Raw genomic sequence first — 18,453 nt, 5'->3', positions numbered from 1 at the left:
GAGAGGTGAGGTTGAAAACTCTTGAGGAAGTCAAGACCTTTTATGAACAGGCCCTTCTTCCGGATTTGAAGGTTCTGGAGAAAAAGCGTCGACAGATTTTGGCAGGGCTGGCAATCGGTTTGAGTGTGCTTCTGGGGGGCGGATTATTTTTAGCGGGCCCTTTCTTTGCAGCCACGGAGGAGCCGGCAGCCGTGATTGTGCCGATGCTGGTGATGCTGTTTCTTTTCGTCGGGTTTTTGGTGATTTTGGGGTGGGGGTATCAAAGGGATTTTAAGGAGCGGATTATCCGGCGTCTGGTCTGCTTTCTGGAGCCCGGTCTGCAGTATGACCCCAAAGGGAAAATTGCCCAGGCGGAGTTTCTTCGGTCTGAACTGTTTCAGACAAGGCCGAACGTTTATAAGGGAGATGATCGAGTCTGGGGACTAGTCGGCAAGACTCGCATTGAGTTTTCGGAGATTTTGGCCCAGCATATCCAAAGGAGCGGCAAAACGACGACTGTTCAGACGATTTTTCGCGGTCTTTTTTTCATGGCCGACTTTCCCAAGCATTTTCGCACCAAAACCTTTGTTTTGCCGGATACAGCGGAAAAACTGTTGGGACGCTTCGGCAAAACCCTCCAGTCTCTGAATCCGGCTCGTCCAAACCTGATTGTCCTCGAAGACCCCCGGTTTGAAAAAGAGTTTGTCGTGTATGGGCAGGACCCGATTGAAGCCCGATATATTCTTTCCCCCTCTCTGATGGAACGCATTCTTCAGTTTCGCCAAAAGACCGGGCGGCGAATCTTTTTGTCTTTTGTCGATTCCAAACTCTATCTGGCTGTTTGGTTTGACCGGCCTTTGTTTGAGCCGAAACTCTTTCGAAGTCTGCTGGATTTCCAGACCCTCCGGGAATATTGTGGAGATATTCAGCTGGCGGTGGGGGTGGTCGAGGACCTGAATCTGAATACGCGAATCTGGTCCAAGGAATGAGTCGGGGCGTTTTTTCCTGCGGCAGAAGCTGTTTTGCTGACTGTGTCGGGCGGTCAGAAGCGGCAGGAAAACTCCAGATACAGCTGCCGTGGGACCTCGTTATACCGGCCGGTTGCCCAGTCATAGCCGCCTTCGGGGTGAGAGCGGTCCAGCAGGTTCATGCCCCCGACAGCGATTTCCGCCCGGTCGTTCCAGAGCCGCCGGGACAGACGCACATCCAGCCGCCAGAAGGGCTTGCCCGGGATGTATTCGAGGTATGGAGTGGCGGTGTCGGTCCAGTACAGCTGGGTGTTCAGCGTGGTGACTTCATCCAGTTTGAAGCGGTTTGTCAGGCCGACCCGGTGCTTGGGACTTAAGATGATGCCGGTTTCGCCGGTGCGCCAGTTGGTCAGCTCATTGCGTTTGGTTTGATGGAGATAGGTATGGAATCCCCGCACGAGCCACCAGGCGGTCGGCTGCCATTCGATGCTGCTTTCGATGCCGTAGGTTGTGACACTGTATACGTTATCCCACTGGTTGTACCAGTCTTGTTCCACCCAGTCGGAGCCCGGCAGCCACGGCTGAGATTCCTGAAGGAGTCCTTTCCGAAGGGCCATCATATCCTTGTCCTGATTGAGATATCCCTCGATGTTAACGGACAGGTTGTCGGCCCACTGACCGCGATAACCGAGTTCATAGGAAATCATCGTTTCGTTATCCAGCTCGTCATTGCCCTCTCCTTCGACGCGCAGTCGGCCTTCATATTTGAGCGGGCCGCAGCGGAACATCTGCCAGAGGGTCGGTCGGCGGAAGGAGCGGGCGACGGCTCCGCGGAGGAAATGTTTGGGGATAAACTCCCAGACCAGAGCGCTGTTGGCCGCCCAGTCAAAATGGGTCAGCTGGTTGTAGTGTCCGCGCCAGCCGAGCGTCAGCCAGAGGGTATCGGCCAGTGTGATTTCGTCTTCGAGAAAGATGCTGCCCTGATTGTTATCGAAATCCTCCGGAATAGTATTCTTCTGGTCATTCAGCGGATGGCTGCGGTAGATATCCCGTGTAAAGTCGGCTCCCCAGACGATATTGTGCCGGCCGGTTTGGAAATTGTGCTGGATTTCGAGGATTTCTTCTCGGGAGCGGATGTCCGCCCGGTTGTAAAGCCAGTTGTTCGAGCCGGAGTAATAATTGGTGGATTTGTCGCGGAAGATATAACTTTCCGTCCAGCGTATCTGCCAGATGCTTCCGTCCTCCAGCCGTTTCTCCCACTGGAGATTGAAATAGTCCAGCGTTTCGTTATTGGAATAGGCGTTTTGATGTCCGCCTGTGAGCGTCAGGGTCGAGTCTTCTGATAATCGGACTTCCGCCCGGCCGGTGCTCAGGAAAGCGCTGTAGTCATCCGGCACTCGGCGTCCGTTTTCCCGGACAAATCCGTCATTGGCCAGGTGTCCGAGCATGGCCCGCCAGGAAATATTGTCTACGGTCCCGCCGTATCGGAGGAAACTGTGAAGCAGGCCGTTATTGCCGGCGGCGGCATAGACGAGTCCGCCCTGTGTGTCGGCGGCTTTTTTGGTGATGATGTTGATGACGCCGTTCATCGCGTTGACGCCCCAGGCCACACCGGCGGACCCGCGAATGACTTCAATGCGTTCGATTTCCTCCAGAAAAATCGGGTGCAGGTAAAACAGGGCGCCGCCCAGATAGGGGTCGTACAAGGGCCGTCCGTCCAGAAGAATCTGCATTCGTTCATTGTTCCATTTGACATAGCCGCGGCTGCCGACGGCTGAAACAAGACCTTTGGTTTGAAAGACATCCATTCCGGGAACCAGACGAAACAGGTCGTCGATTCGGGTCGGCCCGGCCTGCCGGATATCCTCGGCGGTGATGATGTAAACGGCGCGCGTGGCACGGTTGATGGACTGGGGGCGGCGGGCGGAGGAGGTGATTTCAATCTCCATCAGGGCCTCCAGCGGCAGTTCAAACAGGTCCATCTGGGCTGAAGGGGAATCTTCCGTTTCCGCGGCTGTGCAAGCCAGCGCTGTACACAGAAGAAAGCAGCAAATTCCTTTCCATCGCTTCAATTTTGTCTCTCGCTTTTTAATGCCCAGGAAAGCTGACAGGGGGAGGTTTTGCCCTTGGCTCCTTTTTGGACGCTATGTGTATCGGATGGTCTTTCCTCCTTCTTAAGCAAAACAGCGGTTTTGGGAATCGTTTCTGGAGAGTTTTCAGGAGTCCGATAATTTACTGGTTTTTGGGAAAGAAGAATTGTTTTGAAAAAACCAAAAAAGAGGATGAGGGCAGGCCGGAAACCTGTTCAGATTATCGGAACAGCGGAAATTTTTGGAGAGTTATCGGCGGACGGTGATGGGCTCCCAATCCACCTTGGCGGCTCCCATGAGGGTTCCGGTTGCGTAGGCCAGGTCCACCAGGGAGATTTGATATTCCGTGACGGCGCGAATCTCAGCACTCTGGGCGTTGGCCAGACGGGCCTGGGCCTCCAGAACATCGGTCGAGGTTCGAAGGCCGTTTTCGAACTGGCGGATTTCCGCTTCGACCAGCCGGGCCTCCAGCAGAACATTTTGGCGGGCGGCCAGAATCCGCTGCCAGTTGGCCTGTGCCTGATCGACGGCGTTCAGGACTTCCATCTCAATGAGCGACTTGCGGTTTTCCTGGGTGGCCAGCAGCTGCATCCGCTGATAAAAGGCGGCCCGCAGGTTGCTTTTGGCGGCTTCATTGCCCAGCGGAATCAGCAGGGTTAATCCTAATCGGTGGTCGGCAAAACGATTTTCCTGAAGCAAATCGTAGGAATCGTTTCGTGTGGGGCCTAAGCCGTTGATATTGTAGGTATATTCGAGGTTGACGACCGGCAGGGCCTGATTTTTCAGATAGTCAATCGTGCTGACCTGACGGGCAATCTGGAGTTCCATCTCCAGCAGCTCCATTCGGTTTTCGATTGCTTTGGCGACCAAATCTTTTGTATCCAGTTCGTATCGAACCAAATCCGGTTCCGTGGCCGGAATCAGCCGCACGGGTGATTGGACCGGCAGATTCAGCTGATTGACAATCCTTTTTAATTCCCGCTGACGGGCCCGAAGGTTGTTTTCCGCTAAGATAATCTGCTCGGCCTGCGAGGCCATTCCGGCCTGAGCCCGAAGGACTTCCACTTCGGCTGTCTGGCCTGCCGCCGCCATCCGCTGAGCCCGTTCCAATTGAGCCTTGGCCAGGTCATACTGCTGAAGCCGGACCTCCAGTTCCTTGCGGGCCGCCGCCAGACGCCAATACGCCCGATCCGCCGCCGCCAGTACGGAAATGACTTCCAGTTTTGTACGGGCCTCGGCTATCTGCTGGTCATACCGGCGGAGACGGATGGAGTACATAGAAGCTCGATGCCCGGCATTCCGAAGCAGCGGCTGGCTGATGGAGAAAGCCAGACCGGTGGAGTAGGAAGGATTCAGGAAAAATGAAGTCTGGTTTGTGAGAGTTCGATTGTCCACCAAATCCACCGTCAGGGTGCCGCCCGTCTGCAGGGGCATCTGAACGCCCAAATCCACCGTGGCTGATTCCGTGCTGGAGCCCTGGACAAAAAGGGCGGTTCCGACCGGACGGTCTGTTTTGGAATACTGAATGCGGCTGAAGAACGATGCCTCAAATTTGGCCTCCTCAGCACTGAGGGCTTCGGCGGCGATTGTCGGACTGAGCAGTTCGGCCTTCAGTCCGAGATTGTTTTCCAGTGCCCAGGCCCGGCACTGTTCGAGGGTCAGCCGGATTTCCTCCGGCAGGGGAGCGGGGGGCTGGGGCTGTTCGTTGGGTTCCGCCGCCGGAAGAATCAGCGGCTCAATTTGTCGCAGTTTTTCCGGCTTGGCCTTTGCTTCATAAAACGAAACCGGTTCCGGAGTTGTATCGCAGCCGAGCAAAAGAAGAGACAGTCCGACAAGCCATCCGAGCAGAGCGTGTTTTTTATTCATGACGCAGGGCCTCAATAGGATTCAGACGGGCCGCTTTGACGGCCGGAAACATTCCGAAAAAGATGCCGACGGCGGTGGAAAATCCCACAGCCAGCAGGGTTGCCCAGCCGGGGACCTGGGCTTTGGCCAGAAAGCCGGCGGTCTGTGAAATGAGCTTGGCCAGCAGGTGCCCCAGACCCAGCCCAATCAATCCTCCAATCAGGCAGAGCACGACGGCTTCGACCAGAAACTGCATCAGAATAGCGGATGCCTTGGCCCCGACGGCCTTTCGCAGGCCGATTTCTCTTGTTCGTTCTGAGACGGATACGAGCATAATATTCATAATCCCGATTCCGCCGACCACCAGGGAAATGCTCACAATGGCCGCGGCCACCAAACTGAGCATGGCCATCATCGAACGGACTTTGGCGACTTCACTTTCCATAAAGAAGACGCCGAAGTTGTTGGGTTCTCCCGGTGGCACCTTCCGCATTTTCCGCAGAAAGAAGGTCAGTTCCGCCTTGGCCTCTTCGGCTAAATCTGTGCTTTTGCAGGAGGCCATCGCCTCAATCCAGGATTCGCGAATCGACTGGGCCGTCTGGAAGGGGATAAAGACTTCGATGCGGTCTCCCTGTCCTTCAAAAAAGGCCCGGGGCCTTTCTTCGACGATGCCGATAATCAGAAAAGTATGATAATCCAGCTGAATGGTCTGTCCGATGCAGTCGCGGTCCAGATACAGTTTTTCCTGGAGTTTTTGCGGGATGACACAGACCCGGCGTGCCTGACGCTGGTCAAGATAAGAGAAAGGACGGCCGCGGCTGATGGGGCGGTTTTCAATCTTAAACCAGCTTTCTTCAACGCCGGTCACCTGCACATTTTCCGCTGTGTGGTCTTTGTAGCGGGCGGTCATATTGCCCACTCGGCTCATCAGCGTCAGATATTCGACGGAGGGGCAGTGTTCCAGGACGCCTTCAAACTGCTCGGGACGGAAGCGGATTTCCCACCAGTTGGTGTTTTTCTGGGCACCGGTACGGGGCCGCTCGGGCCAGAGGAAGATTTTTTTGGTGCCGAAGAACTCAAAGTTCTCCATAATCATCGCATTCATCCCGTTCATCCCGGCCACGACCGCTGTCACAGAGGCCACGCCGATAATAATGCCCAGCGTTGTCAGAAGACCGCGGGTTTTGTTGACCCAGATTTGTCCTAAGGCCAGCAGGATGCTCTGGAGGAGCAGACGCAGAAAAATCAGCGGTGTCAGCAGCAGCGTCTTCATCGGTTCTCCTTTTGAGGCACAGAGCCCGTCGGGTGCAGCAGGGCCCAGGCGGGGTCCTGCTCGACCGGCAGGTCGCTGATGATTTGTCCATCCCGCATTCGAACGATGCGCCGGGCATGACAGGCGATATCCGCTTCGTGTGTCACCAGAATGATCGTCTGTCCCTGCTGATAAAGGGTTTCAAACAGGGCCATAATGCTCTGGCTGGTCTGGGTGTCGAGGTTGCCGGTCGGCTCATCGGCCAGGAGCAGACTGGGACGGGCAACGAGTGCCCGGGCGACGGCCACACGCTGTTTTTCGCCGCCGCTGAGCTGGTTGGGCCGATGGTGCATTCGTTCGGCCAGACCCACCCGTTCGAGGGCCTCCTGTGCCATTCGCCGTCGTGCCCGGAAACCGACCCTCGAATACAGCAGAGGCAGCTCCACGTTTTTCAGGGCATTCAGCCGCGGCAGCAGCTCATACGACTGAAACACAAATCCGATCTGTTCATTTCGTATCTGGGCCAGCTGGGCTCCGCTCATTTCCGTCGTCAGGATGCCGTTAAGCTCGTAAGTGCCTTCGTCCGCCCGGTCCAGACAGCCGAGGATGTTCATCAGGGTGCTTTTGCCGGAACCGCTGTGGCCCATGATCGCCACGTATTCATTGCGCCGCACCTGCAGATTGACGCCTCGCAGGGCATGGACTGTTTCGCTGCCGACGCGATAGCGGCGATGGATGTTTTTGAGGGAAATCAGCACATCATTAGGCGTCATGGCCGTCTTCTCGGGATTCGGCGATTTCTTCGGCAGGCATATCATTCTGAAGGGTTTCGAGGATTTTATAGGGGCCGACGATGATTTTGTCGCCTTCGTTCAGTCCTGCCTCGATGAGGGTATTGAGCAGGTCGCTGGGGCCGACGCGCACGGGTGTAATTCGAGTCTTGCCGTCAATCAGGCGAAATACCACCGTCAGAAATGATTTTTTGGGGTCCACCAGCGGGTTATTTTTGCGGACGTCCTCCGGCAAATCATCGATTCGCCGTTCGAGCACCGCCTGGCTGGGCACCAGCAGCACACCCTGATAGCGGGCGACTTCGATGTTCACATCGGCCGTCAGGCCTGTGTACAATTTGCCCACGTCTCCTTCCAGCAGAATCTTGGTTTCGTAATATTTGGCGCCGGTGGTGGTGGAGCGGCTGCTGGTCAGGGCGATGGAGTGCACGGTGCCCTTGAACTCCTCTTCCCAGAAGGCCTGGACGTGAACTTTGGCGGGCTGGCCGACCTTGACGCGCCCGATGTTGCTTTCATCGACCTGTGCATTCAGAATCATTTGGGACAGGTCCGCTACCGTCAGAATCACTGTGCCGGGATTGTTCATTGTGCCGGTCATCACGACCTCGCCGACCTCGGCGTTCAGGCGGGTAATTACGCCGTCTATCGGAGCGGTAATCGTGGTATAGCTGAGGGCTTCGCGGGCTTCCTCCACACGGGCCTGAGCCGCCCGCAGATTGTGCTCCATCACAACCAGATTCAGCTGGGCGGCCTGCAGGTTCTTTTCAGCGGCTTCAACCTGGGCCTGCAGCTCTTCAAAAGATGTCCGGGCCTGGTCATAGGCGGACTGGCTGATGTCCTGACTTTCGAAGAGTTTCTTTTGGCGTTCGAAGTCCTGACGGGCCTGCTCCAGGCGGCTCTTTTGTCCCGCCAGTGAGGCCTTCTGGCTGAAAATCCGGGCCTTTTCGACCTCAATCTGGGCCTTTTGGGCCTCGTAGGTTGCTTCAGCGCTGTTCAGTCGGCTGACCATATCCCGGTCGTCCAGACGCACCAGCACGGACGGCGGAATCGGCGGGTCGGCGTTTGGATTGCCTGCTGTGACGGTTTCGCCTTCTTTGTAGGGCAGTTCTGTGATGCGGGCTGACACCTTGGCGCTGATATCGACCTTCGTTCGGGGCTGAATGTCGCCGGGGGCGTTCACTGTTTCCACCAGTTCGCCCCGTTTCACGACTTCCGTGCGCACCTTCAGCGTCGTTTTGGCCAGGGCCTTCTTTTTCATCTGATGGGAAAGAAGGCCGCAGCAGGAAATCAGAAGAACCAAGCCAATCCCGACAAACAGGATAACTTTCTGTTTCTTTTTCACGTTTGAGAGTCCTTTTTGGATTCAAGTTGCCGGCTTGCACCGCAGATAACAAGATTCCCGCTCTTTAGACGGTCAATCCTCGCCATTGTTACAGAAAATATTGAATTTTGCAACGAATTGTCCTGTCGCCGATTTTTCTATTTTGCCTGAATGTAATGGAGTGGAAAGAAAGATTTGAATCCCAATATCTTTCTCAAATTCCCCAATCCAAACAGGATGTTCCAAAAGAAACGTCTAAGACGGAGCTCTTCTGTTGCCCAGACGCTGTGTATACAGAACGCGCCAGGAAGCGGTTTGTTGACTGTTGCCTTTTTGGAGCGGCTATTCGTTCCCTCGCGTGTGCTCGTACTCAGACGGGCAGAAGGGTGCGGCTGACAGGGCTGCCGGCGGGTTTTACGGGCTGTCTGACGGCTGCAGCGGTGACGGTGCCGGGGGCGGGCAGGGTGCGGGTGAGCCATTTGTTGTTGCCGACGGTCAGGAGGGCATAGGGGCTGATCCAGAAAAGGCCGGCCAGCCAGAAAAGCGAATAAGCAAAGGCCCAGAGGGCGTTGCTGGAGCGGTACTTGAGAGCATAAAACGTGCCGGGGATAATCGCCATCATCTCCGCCCCCAAAAGGAGTTGGGCCAAAAAGGCCTGGGGTTCCCAGAGGAGGCAGCCGAGCGTGCCGAAAATCATAATAGTTGCCCCGAACAGGTTGACCACGCTGTGGAGGAAATTCAGCTGGGCTCCGAGGCGGTTGGTCCGGAAGGGTTTGAAGACAAAACGGGCCATCACGATTGTTTCCCGGATATTGCTGCGGGCCCACCGAAGGAACATTTTGCACAAGCCCTTGTAGCGGACGGGAACCTGCGTGAAGACGACGGCATTGGACTGAAACTTAACCGCGAATCCCTGCTTGAGGATGAGGTTGGTCATCGCCCGGTCTTCACCAATGTTGGATTTTTGTCCGAGGAAGCGCTGATTCATCCATACACGCAGAACCTTCATCACGAGGTCCCGTCGATAGGCGGACAGAGCGCCAGGGGTGCAAAGGACGGAGTCAACCTGGCTTTGGCTGGCGCGGATAAAATCAAAACTGAAGGCAAAAGAAACATCGAGCATCTTGGGAATCAGTCCCTGATGCTGGTTGAGCACTCGAACGTTTCCGGCGACAGCGCCGACGTTGGCTTGGGTAATAAAAGGACTGACGAGATTGCGCAGCGTGTTTTTCTCAATGAGGGAGTCGCTGTCGATGGTGACCAAAATCTCCGCATTGCTCCGAATAAAACCTTCGTACAGGGCTTTTCGCTTTCCGCTGTTGCGTTTGAGCCGAAGCGGCGTGACCAGATGAGGATGTCGGGCGGCAGCCTGCTGAATCCACTCCCATGTGTCGTCAGCACTGCCGTCATCGACGGCGATAATTTGGAGTTTGTCGGTCGGATAATCGCTGGCCGCCACACTGTCGATGGTGTCGGCTACGTGACGGCCTTCATTGTAAGCAGGAATGATGACGGTGCAGGTCGGCAATTCGCTGTCCGTACACGTCCGGGCGGGCTTATAAAAGAGGACAAGATAGAAGCGCCACAGGAGGGCTGCTACGTTGATTACGAAGAGAGAGCGGGCGACGGCCAGATAAGCAATTCCCCATTGAAGGGACGTAAGCCGATCGAGGACTCCTTCGATTTGGTCCCGCTGGGCCCAGGCGCCGAGGACGATGGTCGAGATGGCGATGCAAATCATCGTTTTACTCGACCACTCATACAGGTTGTCTTTTGTGAGCATACGGCCCGGTACAAACCCGGCTGTAAACGGCAGTATTTTCATATATAAGTCTTTCTAAAATAAAGGTTTATGTTCTTTTTTCCTTTTTTAAATATGCACATTCCCCGCCAAGGGAATGGAGAAAAAGCATAGACTGACATCCGGGAAGAGAAAAAGTGAATTTTCAACGGACAGCGCTGACGCGCTCGTTGCGGCTTTATGCTAAATCTGCCCTTTTATTAAGGACTATGCATTCTCAAAGAGTTTTCTCCCGTAATCTGTATCTACGTACTATATCACAAAAGGGTTTTGGGGTCAAGAACAAAAAAGCAAGAAGTTGTGTCCTTTGGCCGAAAAGAGAAAGTCCGCTTTTTTTTGAAAAATTTACATTTTTTATCAGAAAACTCTTGCTGGACAAACGTTTGGCGGATGAATATACTCTCAAAGGGTTTTAAAAAAGTCTACAAGGGCGAAGGAGTATTGTTTCAAATATATATGGATTTAAGTACATAGGAGAAAAGGATTTACAGTAATGCCGATTGAAAAAGTCGACATCGATGGGTTTACGATAATCAAACGAATCGGCACCGGTGCGCGCAGTCTGATTTACCTGGCGATTGATGAAGAAAGCGGCCAGACGGTGGCTCTCAAACGGGCGGTGATGGAAACACCTGAAGACCTCCGGATTTTTGAGCAGATGGAGACGGAGTATAAGGTCAGCCGGCAAATCGACCATCCGTATATCCGGAAATGCTATAAGATTCTTCGAAAGCGAAAACTTCTTCGGACCCAGGAACTGCTGCTTTCGATGGAATATTTTGACGGGCAGAGCCTGGAAGAGCTTCCGGGCATCAGTCTGGGTGATGTGCTGCTGATTTTTCGAATGGTTGCCACGGCTCTGAATGCGATGCATCAGAAGGGATATGTGCACTGCGATATTAAACCCAACAACATTCTCTTCAGCAAAAAAGGAGCCATCAAAATTATCGATTTAGGCCAAAGCTGCAAAATCGGTGAGGTAAAAAAGCGGATTCAGGGGACGCCGGATTATATTGCCCCCGAACAGGTTCGTCGGGAGCATCTGAGTCACCGAACAGACATTTTCAATTTGGGTGCCACGATGTACTGGGCTCTGACGGGGAAAAACGTCCCGACGCTGATTCCCAAAAAGAATGAATACGGCTTTTCCGTCCCGGTCACTGCCGATTTTAAGTCGCCCAGCGAAATCTACAAAAAGATTCCTGTGGCGCTGTCCAATCTTGTGATGGACTGTGTAAAGGAACGTCCGGGAGACCGTCCGTCGAGTATGTCGGAAATTATTGCCCGTCTGGATGTGATGATTCGCGAAATCTTCGGAGCTCGTCTGCAGAACCAGCAAAGCCATGTCGCAGCAAACAATCCAGCTGTACCTGAAGGGGGCTGAGGCCAACCAGACCGACCCCTTTCGGCAGGGCAACCTGATTGTGCTGCCGGAGAAGGGACGCGTGATTGTCTCGGGGGATTTGCATGGTCATCGGAGGCATTTCGAAAAAATCGTTGACTATGCGGACCTGGAAAATCATCCCGAGACCCATGTGATTTTTCAGGAGATTCTTCACGGCGGGCCGGAGGATGATTACGGGGGCTGCCTTTCCTACCGCCTGCTTCAGGATGCGATTCGCTACAAGCTGCTGTATCCGGGTCAGGTGCATATTCTTTTGGGCAATCACGATACGGCCGTCGTCAATCAGGGGACCGTGATGAAAAACGGACGGGAGGTCAACGTGGCGATGCAGGAGGCGATGAAGCGGGAATATCAGGACCATTTCAGCCTTGTCCATCAGGCGATGGTGCACTATCTGCTTTCGCAGCCGCTTGCGGTCAAGACGCCGAATAAAATCTGGATTTCCCACTCGCTTCCGGCGGACCCTTATGTGGAATCGTTCGATGTGGAAATTTTTGAGCGTCCGTACACCATAGAGGATACACGCCGGCCCAACTCGGTTTATCTGCTGACCTGGGGCAGGCATCAGAGTCCGCAGGCCCTTCGGCGGATGGCCGAGCGTCTGGAGGTGGAGCTGTTTGTTCTGGGGCATCAGCCGCAGGATGAGGGGTGGGGTGTCATCGGCGATAATACGCTGATTTTGGCTTCCGAGCACAGCCACGGCTGTCTGCTTGTTTTCGAGCTGGGGCGGCTTTACAATCTTGACATGCTTCGCGAGGCTGTAGTTCCGCTGGCTTCTATTCTATAAGGGTTGGGGGTTTTTCGGCGGTTTTGCCGTATTTTGTTCCGCCGGCGAAGGTGGAGTCTCGTTTTTGTCGCCGATAAGAACAATTTGATTTTTTCCCTGCCGTTTGGCCTCCAGGAGGGCTTTGTCCGCTCGTTTGAGCAGTTCGTCGGCGGTTTTTCCGTCATCAGGATAGGACGCCAGTCCTCCGCTGATGGTCAGCTGTCCGTGTCCCTCCGGGCCGAGCATCGGAAGCCGGGAAGACGAAATTTCTCTGCGAAACCGCTCGGCCATAAAGAGCGGCTCACGAGGATGCCGGGCCGAATGATGTCTTCGTTCGCGGCGAGCGTCGGGGCTGTCGGTTCTTTTTTTCTGCTCCGGAAGGTCCCAGAAAACGACGGCGAATTCATCCCCGCCGATGCGGGCGACAACATCGTGGGCCCGGCAGCACCGGCGAATCAGTTCGCCTGCCTGAATGAGGACCTGATCTCCGACGGAATGGCCGAATCGGTCATTGTACTGCTTGAAATTGTCGATATCGAACAGCAGCAGCGTTACGGGAAACTGATATTGCCGGGCCAGCGCCAGAACCTGGATAAGGAACTGATTGACGTAGCGGCGGTTTTTCAGTCCCGTTAAATCATCTTCCGTTGCCAGTTTTTCGAGCTGACGGATTCGCTCCTGGTAGTGCCGTTCGCGCTCACTGGTCAGCGGGTGAATGCCGGGGGCGGTTTGAGGATTGCGCGTCAGCTCTTCTGCCAAGACGGGACAAATCAGATAGTCATCCGCGATTGCCTCCATTTGCGTGCCTCGTCCCGTCAGCTCCCGGGCCAGCGGCTCTTCGAGCATCTGGGCCAGAAGAAGAATGCGCGAGTGGGGACTGCCTTTTCGAAGGGCACGCAAGGCCTGTTCCGGATGTCCCGGAATGTCGGACAGGAGCACGGCAATCGTATCAAACGACATGGACTGGATTTGTTCTATTCCCCCCAGAACCGATTCGCAGACGCTCATTTCATTCAGATGCTCCGGATCGATCAGGGCTTTTTGGGAAGACCCGATGAACAGGATTTTTTTCGGTCGTTTTTCCATGTCTATTCCGGGCTGAAGAGGGCCTGCAGTTCTTCCGGACTGATTCGAACGGCATCCGGCTCCGTCGGCATCCTTTTGCTTTCATTCGAAAGGGGTTTCCGGTGTTTTTCGAGGAGCCAGCGGACCGCTTCTGCTGCGGGAATACTCGGCGGACAGGGCACGATGAGCCCTTCCCAGACAGCCTGCTGGAGCGACAGCGGGCAGTCCTGATTGTCGGCAAAAACGGCAATGCAGCGAATGTGGGGGCGGCGGCGAAGGAAGGACGTAAAGAAGCTGCTTTCTTTTGCTAATTCTCCAGCCGAAGCAATAAACAGAACAAGTTTTTCTTCAGGGCAAGCGCAAAGAATCTGAACGGCCTCGTAAATATTGGCGCAGGTCTCCTTTGATTCTATGCCGGTCAAACCAGACGGTCCGCCTGAAAGCCGATTTATACTGTCGAGAACCAGGATTTTTGCATCAGCCGGGACTTTCATTTTTTCCTCAAATTCCAGACTTCATTTTACCAATATTCTCCGATGAAGTCAAGGCAACAGTCAGGCAAATCATTGCCTATTTTATCATTAAAATGAAAGGGATGAGATTTTTTGGAGAAATATCAGGATATTATTGGGCCATTATATCGCATAAATTTTAGCAATTTAAAAAAATGTTTTCGAGTGATGTTTTTTTCGTAAAAAAAGAGGGATTCAGGATAAATATTTAAAGATGACGATGCCGGAAGAAAAAGAACATAGCCAGGAACAGTTTCTACGTCTGCTGATGCTGAATGATAAGCGGATTTACGCTTACATTCTGTCATTTGTCCCAAATGCGGCGGACGCCGATGACATTATGCAGGAAGCATCTGCTGTGATGTGGCGCAAATTCTCTTCGTTTACACCCGGGATGGATTTTGTGGCCTGGGCTTTAACGATTGCCCGGTATCAGATTCTTTCTTATTTTAAGAAAAAAAAGAGCAGGAAACTCTGTTTAAGTGAAGCCCTTGCGGAATCACTCGAACAGGAGGTTACTCGGGCGTTGCCGGAGATGGACCGACGAATGGGGGCGATGAAGCGGTGCATCGACAAACTGGCCCAGATGGATCGGTACATTCTGAAACTTCGTTATGAAAAAGACTTAACGCTGGAGAACATCGGCGCTCATATTTCCAAGTCAACCCGGGCTACTTATTATGCACTGGTTCGAATTCATCGGAATCTGCTTCAGTGCATTAAGCAGACACTTGCCGAGGAGGCGGCACAATGACTTCTCTGCCGAATGATTTTTATGACTGGATGCTCGCCAGCCTTTACGGGATGGCGACGGAGGAACAGGAATCCGCCCTGGCGGCCCTGCTGGAGTCGAATCCGGAGGCTCGTCGGGAGTATGTGGATTTTCTGATGGTGTATGCTCACCTGCATCGGCGAAAGGGGGCCAGTCTTTTTGTAGAAGACTCGTCGGCCGATTCACTGCTGAACGAGCAGGCCTGGATGATTCTTGCAGAAGAAGAAAAGACGGCGGAAGCGGTTTGGGTGGAACGTCCTTCGGAGGAACCTGCAGCGTCGGAAGCGGCAGTCCAATCTGCTGCCGTGCGAAGCCCGGTCAGCAAGCTGTCTATCTATTCGCTGCTTTTGTCTGCGGCGGCCCTGATTTTTTTGATTGCCTATGCGTATCTGTCCCCGTCTCGGAACAATGGGCTGACCGTCGGCCGGCTGCAGCGGACGGTCAATGCCGTTTGGCAGGATGCCAGCGGCCGTTCCCTGACAAACGGCTCTGAACTCTATCCGGGACCGATTCACCTGGTCAAGGGGCTGGCGGAAGTTGTTATGGAAGGAGGGGCGACGGTTCTCTTTGAAGGTCCGTCCACCTTCAGTCTGGAAACCCCGGCACAGATTTATCTGCAGGAAGGGCGTCTGGTGGCCTCCATGAACGGGTCTGGGAAACAGGCCTTTGTCGTGCGTTCTCCGACAGCCAGTCTGGTTGATTACGGGACGGAGTTTGGGGTTTATGTCAAACCGGACGGCCAGACGGAGGCATACGTTTATGAGGGCTCCGTTCAGATTCGGGACTCATCGGACCCGGTGAAGTTTACCCGAAGTCTGCTGCTGAAGACCGGTCAGGGAGCGGCGGCGGATGCACGAGGACAACTGACAGCCGCTTTTGTGAATCCATACCATTTTGTTCGTTCGAGTCAGGTCGAGGTTTTTGAACAGGCCCCCCGAATCGGGGGATATTACCGCTGGCGGTCGTGGGTGTATCGTCTGCATCGGGAAGACCGTTCTTTGGCGGCGCATTACTTTTTTGAACGGGATGCGGACAATCCGGACCGATTGGTCAACGCCGCCGGAGGCGGACGCAGCAGTGACGGTTTGTTTGGAGGCGACGGGCGGAATAAGCCCGATTGGGTGAGCGGACGATGGCCGCAGAAAGAAGCGGTCCGGTTTGAGCGGGGGAAAAGCCAGGCGATTGTGATTGGGCCGGAGGCGGGGCTTTCGTTTGGCTCGCCGCTGACGATTTCGACCTGGGTTTATTTCCCGGACAGTCAGCAATGGGGCGGGCATTTGATTTCCTGCCGGCAAGGGTATCGGATTAATTATCAGTTTTCCCTCTTTGATGACCGGTATGTTTACAATTATCAGAAAAACCGGTTTGAGTTTCGGCAGTATGACGGGGCGGGAAAAGCGGGTTTTTACAGTCAGACATTTGTTCCGCAAAGCGGGGTGTGGTATCACTTCGCGGTTGTTTATGACGGCAAGGAGCTTCGTTTTTATGTTAACGGCAGTCTGTTTCAGTCGGCCCCGTATGAAGGGCTTGCCAAAACGGAGCCGGCGGAGATTTTTCTGGGGGCGATGAAGATTGATGATTATGTTCTGCCGGAAGGAGATTTTGACGGAGTAGTGGATGAGCTGATGATTTTCCGTCGGTGTCTGTCCGGCGGGGAGATTCGGGACTTGTATGAAAACGGCAAACCTTAACCTGACTGAGGAAAGAAAGATGAAGCAAGTGTTGAAATCCGGCCGAGGTTTTACGTTGATAGAACTGCTTGTGGTGATAGCGATTATCGGGCTTCTGCTGTCGATTATTATTCCGGCCATCGGAAAAGCCAAAGACATCTCCAAACGGATTATCTGCAGCAGCAATGTCAAACAGATTGGTGTGGCTCTGCGAACCTACAGCCACAGTTTTGATGATAAGCTGATTCCGATGTATCATCTGGGGGGCAGTTATGCAGGCAGCCGATATGACCCGTCTGCGTCCGGGACCAGCGGCGGTGTGACCAATGTAAAGCCGCAGCCGTACAATGCGGTCATTACGCATCAGGGCAGTCTGCTTTTGAGCAACGGCCAGCCTCGTCCGTTTCATTTGGCGGTTTTGTATGATTTGGATTATTTTACAGAGCCGAAGTCCTTTTATTGTCCGGCTCAGCCGCGGATCACGGACTATCCATATCCCTATTATTACGAAGCGTATGCCGACCGGGGTTCCTGGGGGACTTATGTGCCGACCTACGGCGGACATGCTTTCGTGAGGACGTCTTATAATTACTGGATTTATGACAAAAAATTCTACAGTCAGCTGGGAATCCGTCCGGTGGTGGTGGACAACCTGCAGGAATGGGAGGTGATTCCGCATCGGCAGAATCGCAGTGGAAATTCTGCTCCGCAGGGGGTGTCGGCTCTGTTTGGTGACGGGCACGTGAGTTTCTGTTCGGACCGGAATATCTTCAGTGCCGAGACCTGGAACAACAAGAATCGCGCCGGAGACGGATACTCCAACGGGCCGGGAGATGATGTCCAGACGTTTGAAAAGATCCTGCGGGCAATTCAGGGAGACCAATAAAAGCAAAGAAATCGTGTGAAGTGTGTGTGCGCGTGGTGAAGGTGTGGACGAATCCGTTTTTGCGGGCCTGCCGCAGAAGCGGATGAATCGGAAAAGCAGGTATGAAAAGAGAATGGAGGAAAGATGATGAAAAAGATCATGTTTTTGACCCTGGTGATTGGGTTGGCCGGAGTCAGTCAATCGACACTGGTGAAAGTGGATGATTTTGAAACCTATAATGTGGGTCTGATTCGAGACCAATCGACTCCGTGGACAGCGATTGGAAATACAATGTTTCTCAGCGTAAAAGAGGCAGATGGCAATAAATATCTGGCCTACGGCTGGAACAGCGGCGGTCCTCGCGGGGGATACCGTCCGATAGACCCGGTCAGCAGCTTGTCCACCGCGACACTCTTTTTCCGGGTTTATGCAGGGTTAGGCACTCTTGACCATGCGTTTGGTCTGACGGACCTGGCGACGCCGGCCCAGGACTACGGCAATTTCCGACTGCAGATGGGGGCTCTTTCCGTCAGCGGTCAGAGCACGAAATTTCGGCTGATCGGCCGAAGCAGCAGCGGGGCTCAGGACCTTGTAGTACTGGATCGACAGGTCTGGTACAACGTCTGGGCGGTGATTAACCATCAGGCGAATACTTACGATGTGTACTACACAACCGGTTTGGCCGGAGCGACGGAAGCCGATAAGGTCGGTACGGGTATTACATACCGGGTCGGCACAACGAACGACCTGATTCGGTTTTTGGTGCTGGCAAACTATGCCGGTGAGGGAGATTCGTTCCGTCTGGATGATATTTATCTGACCAACGGGATTGACCTGTCTAATCCGCTGGTTCCGGAGCCGGCTTCGATGATGCTGCTGGGACTGGGCGGACTGGTTATTTGCCGCAAACGCTGAACGGTGTTTTTTGCGAAAGAAGATTCTGCTTCAGGGTCGGGCTGTTATGGACGAAGACATAACAGTCCGATCTCTGAAGAGGTAACCTGTCTGGGCCATGGGGGAGGGATTGTCATGTGGACTGTCAAAAAGTCTTATAATTGATTGGAAAGGCAGGTTGTATGAACAAGACGATTTTATTCTGGTTATGGATTGGGCTGGCGGTTTCGGCTCAGTCCGCCCTGGTGGATGACTTTGAAAGTTATCAGCCGGGGGTGATTACACAGGTAACCGGCGGCAAGTGGGTTCCGGTTTACGGTGGTGCCGGTACAGATCCCGGTGCAGATTCGGAGGTTCGACAGATAGCGGTTGACCCGACGAACCCCAACAACCGAGTCATTTATGTAGTGCCGTTTCCAAAAAATAATTTTAGCATTTTCTAAATTCAAGACTTGCG

16 protein-coding genes are annotated in these 18,453 nt (G+C 53.9%); 8 read left to right on the top strand and 8 right to left on the bottom strand.

The features are described from left to right. Window positions 1-11: 11 nt before the first annotated feature. On the top strand, window positions 12-968 hold the full coding sequence (locus WHS88_09730; GenBank protein MEJ5260457.1) for a DUF3137 domain-containing protein: 957 nt from the start codon (window positions 12-14) through the stop codon (window positions 966-968). Between the two features lie 53 nt (window positions 969-1,021). On the opposite strand, the gene WHS88_09725 is transcribed toward WHS88_09730, so the two are convergent. The 6 genes from WHS88_09725 to WHS88_09700 form a co-directional block, all read right to left on the bottom strand. Next, window positions 1,022-3,019, bottom strand: coding sequence for a TonB-dependent receptor (locus WHS88_09725; GenBank protein MEJ5260456.1), 1,998 nt, complete (start codon window positions 3,017-3,019; stop codon window positions 1,022-1,024). Window positions 3,020-3,286: 267 nt separating this feature from the next. Further along, window positions 3,287-4,903 (bottom strand): TolC family protein, encoded by a 1,617-nt coding sequence (locus tag WHS88_09720; protein ID MEJ5260455.1) that lies wholly within the window; start codon window positions 4,901-4,903, stop codon window positions 3,287-3,289. Continuing rightward, entirely contained in the window at window positions 4,896-6,155 is a 1,260-nt protein-coding gene (locus tag WHS88_09715) for an ABC transporter permease (GenBank protein ID MEJ5260454.1), read from the bottom strand. Before WHS88_09715 ends, WHS88_09720 begins: the two co-directional genes overlap by 8 nt. Then, a complete protein-coding gene (locus tag WHS88_09710) occupies window positions 6,152-6,907 on the bottom strand; it encodes an ABC transporter ATP-binding protein (GenBank protein ID MEJ5260453.1) in 756 nt (251 codons plus the stop codon). Before WHS88_09710 ends, WHS88_09715 begins: the two co-directional genes overlap by 4 nt. Then, window positions 6,897-8,267, bottom strand: a complete 1,371-nt coding sequence (locus WHS88_09705; GenBank protein MEJ5260452.1) for an efflux RND transporter periplasmic adaptor subunit — start codon at window positions 8,265-8,267, stop codon at window positions 6,897-6,899. Before WHS88_09705 ends, WHS88_09710 begins: the two co-directional genes overlap by 11 nt. Window positions 8,268-8,616: 349 nt before the next feature. Beyond that, window positions 8,617-10,071 carry a glycosyltransferase gene (locus tag WHS88_09700; protein MEJ5260451.1) on the bottom strand — a complete coding sequence of 485 codons (1,455 nt, stop codon included), beginning with the start codon at window positions 10,069-10,071 and terminating at the stop codon, window positions 8,617-8,619. Between the two features lie 469 nt (window positions 10,072-10,540). Between WHS88_09700 and WHS88_09695 the strand changes: the two genes are divergently transcribed. Both WHS88_09695 and WHS88_09690 read left to right on the top strand, forming a co-directional pair. Next, window positions 10,541-11,431: a serine/threonine-protein kinase gene (locus tag WHS88_09695; protein MEJ5260450.1), complete on the top strand. Its 891-nt coding sequence runs from the start codon at window positions 10,541-10,543 to the stop codon at window positions 11,429-11,431. After that, window positions 11,391-12,239 (top strand): metallophosphoesterase, encoded by an 849-nt coding sequence (locus WHS88_09690; protein MEJ5260449.1) that lies wholly within the window; start codon window positions 11,391-11,393, stop codon window positions 12,237-12,239. The genes WHS88_09695 and WHS88_09690 overlap by 41 nt, the downstream gene beginning before the upstream one ends. Here WHS88_09690 and WHS88_09685 read toward each other — a convergent pair. Then, window positions 12,234-13,304, bottom strand: a complete 1,071-nt coding sequence (locus WHS88_09685; protein MEJ5260448.1) for a GGDEF domain-containing protein — start codon at window positions 13,302-13,304, stop codon at window positions 12,234-12,236. The two genes, WHS88_09690 and WHS88_09685, sit on opposite strands and share 6 nt — an antisense overlap. A 2-nt stretch (window positions 13,305-13,306) precedes the next feature. Then, window positions 13,307-13,777, bottom strand: coding sequence for a hypothetical protein (locus tag WHS88_09680; GenBank protein ID MEJ5260447.1), 471 nt, complete (start codon window positions 13,775-13,777; stop codon window positions 13,307-13,309). A 232-nt stretch (window positions 13,778-14,009) separates the two neighbouring features. Here WHS88_09680 and WHS88_09675 point away from each other — a divergent pair, with 232 nt between their 5' ends. The 5 genes from WHS88_09675 to WHS88_09655 all read left to right on the top strand — a co-directional run bounded on the left by WHS88_09675 (window position 14,010) and on the right by WHS88_09655 (window position 18,439). Continuing rightward, window positions 14,010-14,549 carry a sigma-70 family RNA polymerase sigma factor gene (locus WHS88_09675; protein ID MEJ5260446.1) on the top strand — a complete coding sequence of 180 codons (540 nt, stop codon included), beginning with the start codon at window positions 14,010-14,012 and terminating at the stop codon, window positions 14,547-14,549. Further along, window positions 14,546-16,258, top strand: coding sequence for a LamG-like jellyroll fold domain-containing protein (locus WHS88_09670; protein ID MEJ5260445.1), 1,713 nt, complete (start codon window positions 14,546-14,548; stop codon window positions 16,256-16,258). Before WHS88_09675 ends, WHS88_09670 begins: the two co-directional genes overlap by 4 nt. A 19-nt stretch (window positions 16,259-16,277) precedes the next feature. Continuing rightward, window positions 16,278-17,123, top strand: coding sequence for a prepilin-type N-terminal cleavage/methylation domain-containing protein (locus tag WHS88_09665; protein ID MEJ5260444.1), 846 nt, complete (start codon window positions 16,278-16,280; stop codon window positions 17,121-17,123). Between the two features lie 123 nt (window positions 17,124-17,246). After that, a complete protein-coding gene (locus tag WHS88_09660; GenBank protein ID MEJ5260443.1) occupies window positions 17,247-18,017 on the top strand; it encodes a PEP-CTERM sorting domain-containing protein in 771 nt (256 codons plus the stop codon). 161 nt (window positions 18,018-18,178) lie between these two features. Further along, the gene (locus WHS88_09655; protein MEJ5260442.1) at window positions 18,179-18,439 is read left to right on the top strand and encodes a hypothetical protein; all 261 of its coding nucleotides are present in this window, start codon (window positions 18,179-18,181) and stop codon (window positions 18,437-18,439) included. Window positions 18,440-18,453: the final 14 nt, after the last annotated feature.

Source organism: Anaerohalosphaeraceae bacterium (assembly GCA_037479115.1).
Lineage (GTDB): Bacteria > Planctomycetota > Phycisphaerae > Sedimentisphaerales > Anaerohalosphaeraceae > JAHDQI01.
Note: the sequence above shows the minus strand (reverse complement) of the source record. Positions and strands in the feature narration are given on the sequence as shown.

Bases quoted from the DNA above. Each gene is read 5' to 3' on its own strand.
- WHS88_09720 (MEJ5260455.1), bottom strand. From the start codon at position 4,903: ATGAATAAAAAACACGCTCTGCTCGGATGGCTTGTCGGACTGTCTCTT.
- WHS88_09715 (MEJ5260454.1), bottom strand. From the start codon at position 6,155: ATGAAGACGCTGCTGCTGACACCGCTGATTTTTCTGCGTCTGCTCCTC.
- WHS88_09710 (MEJ5260453.1), bottom strand. From the start codon at position 6,907: ATGACGCCTAATGATGTGCTGATTTCCCTCAAAAACATCCATCGCCGC.
- WHS88_09700 (MEJ5260451.1), bottom strand. From the start codon at position 10,071: ATGAAAATACTGCCGTTTACAGCCGGGTTTGTACCGGGCCGTATGCTC.
- WHS88_09695 (MEJ5260450.1), top strand. From the start codon at position 10,541: ATGCCGATTGAAAAAGTCGACATCGATGGGTTTACGATAATCAAACGA.
- WHS88_09690 (MEJ5260449.1), top strand. From the start codon at position 11,391: ATGTCGCAGCAAACAATCCAGCTGTACCTGAAGGGGGCTGAGGCCAAC.
- WHS88_09685 (MEJ5260448.1), bottom strand. From the start codon at position 13,304: ATGGAAAAACGACCGAAAAAAATCCTGTTCATCGGGTCTTCCCAAAAA.
- WHS88_09680 (MEJ5260447.1), bottom strand. From the start codon at position 13,777: ATGAAAGTCCCGGCTGATGCAAAAATCCTGGTTCTCGACAGTATAAAT.
- WHS88_09675 (MEJ5260446.1), top strand. From the start codon at position 14,010: ATGACGATGCCGGAAGAAAAAGAACATAGCCAGGAACAGTTTCTACGT.
- WHS88_09670 (MEJ5260445.1), top strand. From the start codon at position 14,546: ATGACTTCTCTGCCGAATGATTTTTATGACTGGATGCTCGCCAGCCTT.
- WHS88_09665 (MEJ5260444.1), top strand. From the start codon at position 16,278: ATGAAGCAAGTGTTGAAATCCGGCCGAGGTTTTACGTTGATAGAACTG.
- WHS88_09660 (MEJ5260443.1), top strand. From the start codon at position 17,247: ATGATGAAAAAGATCATGTTTTTGACCCTGGTGATTGGGTTGGCCGGA.
- WHS88_09655 (MEJ5260442.1), top strand. From the start codon at position 18,179: ATGAACAAGACGATTTTATTCTGGTTATGGATTGGGCTGGCGGTTTCG.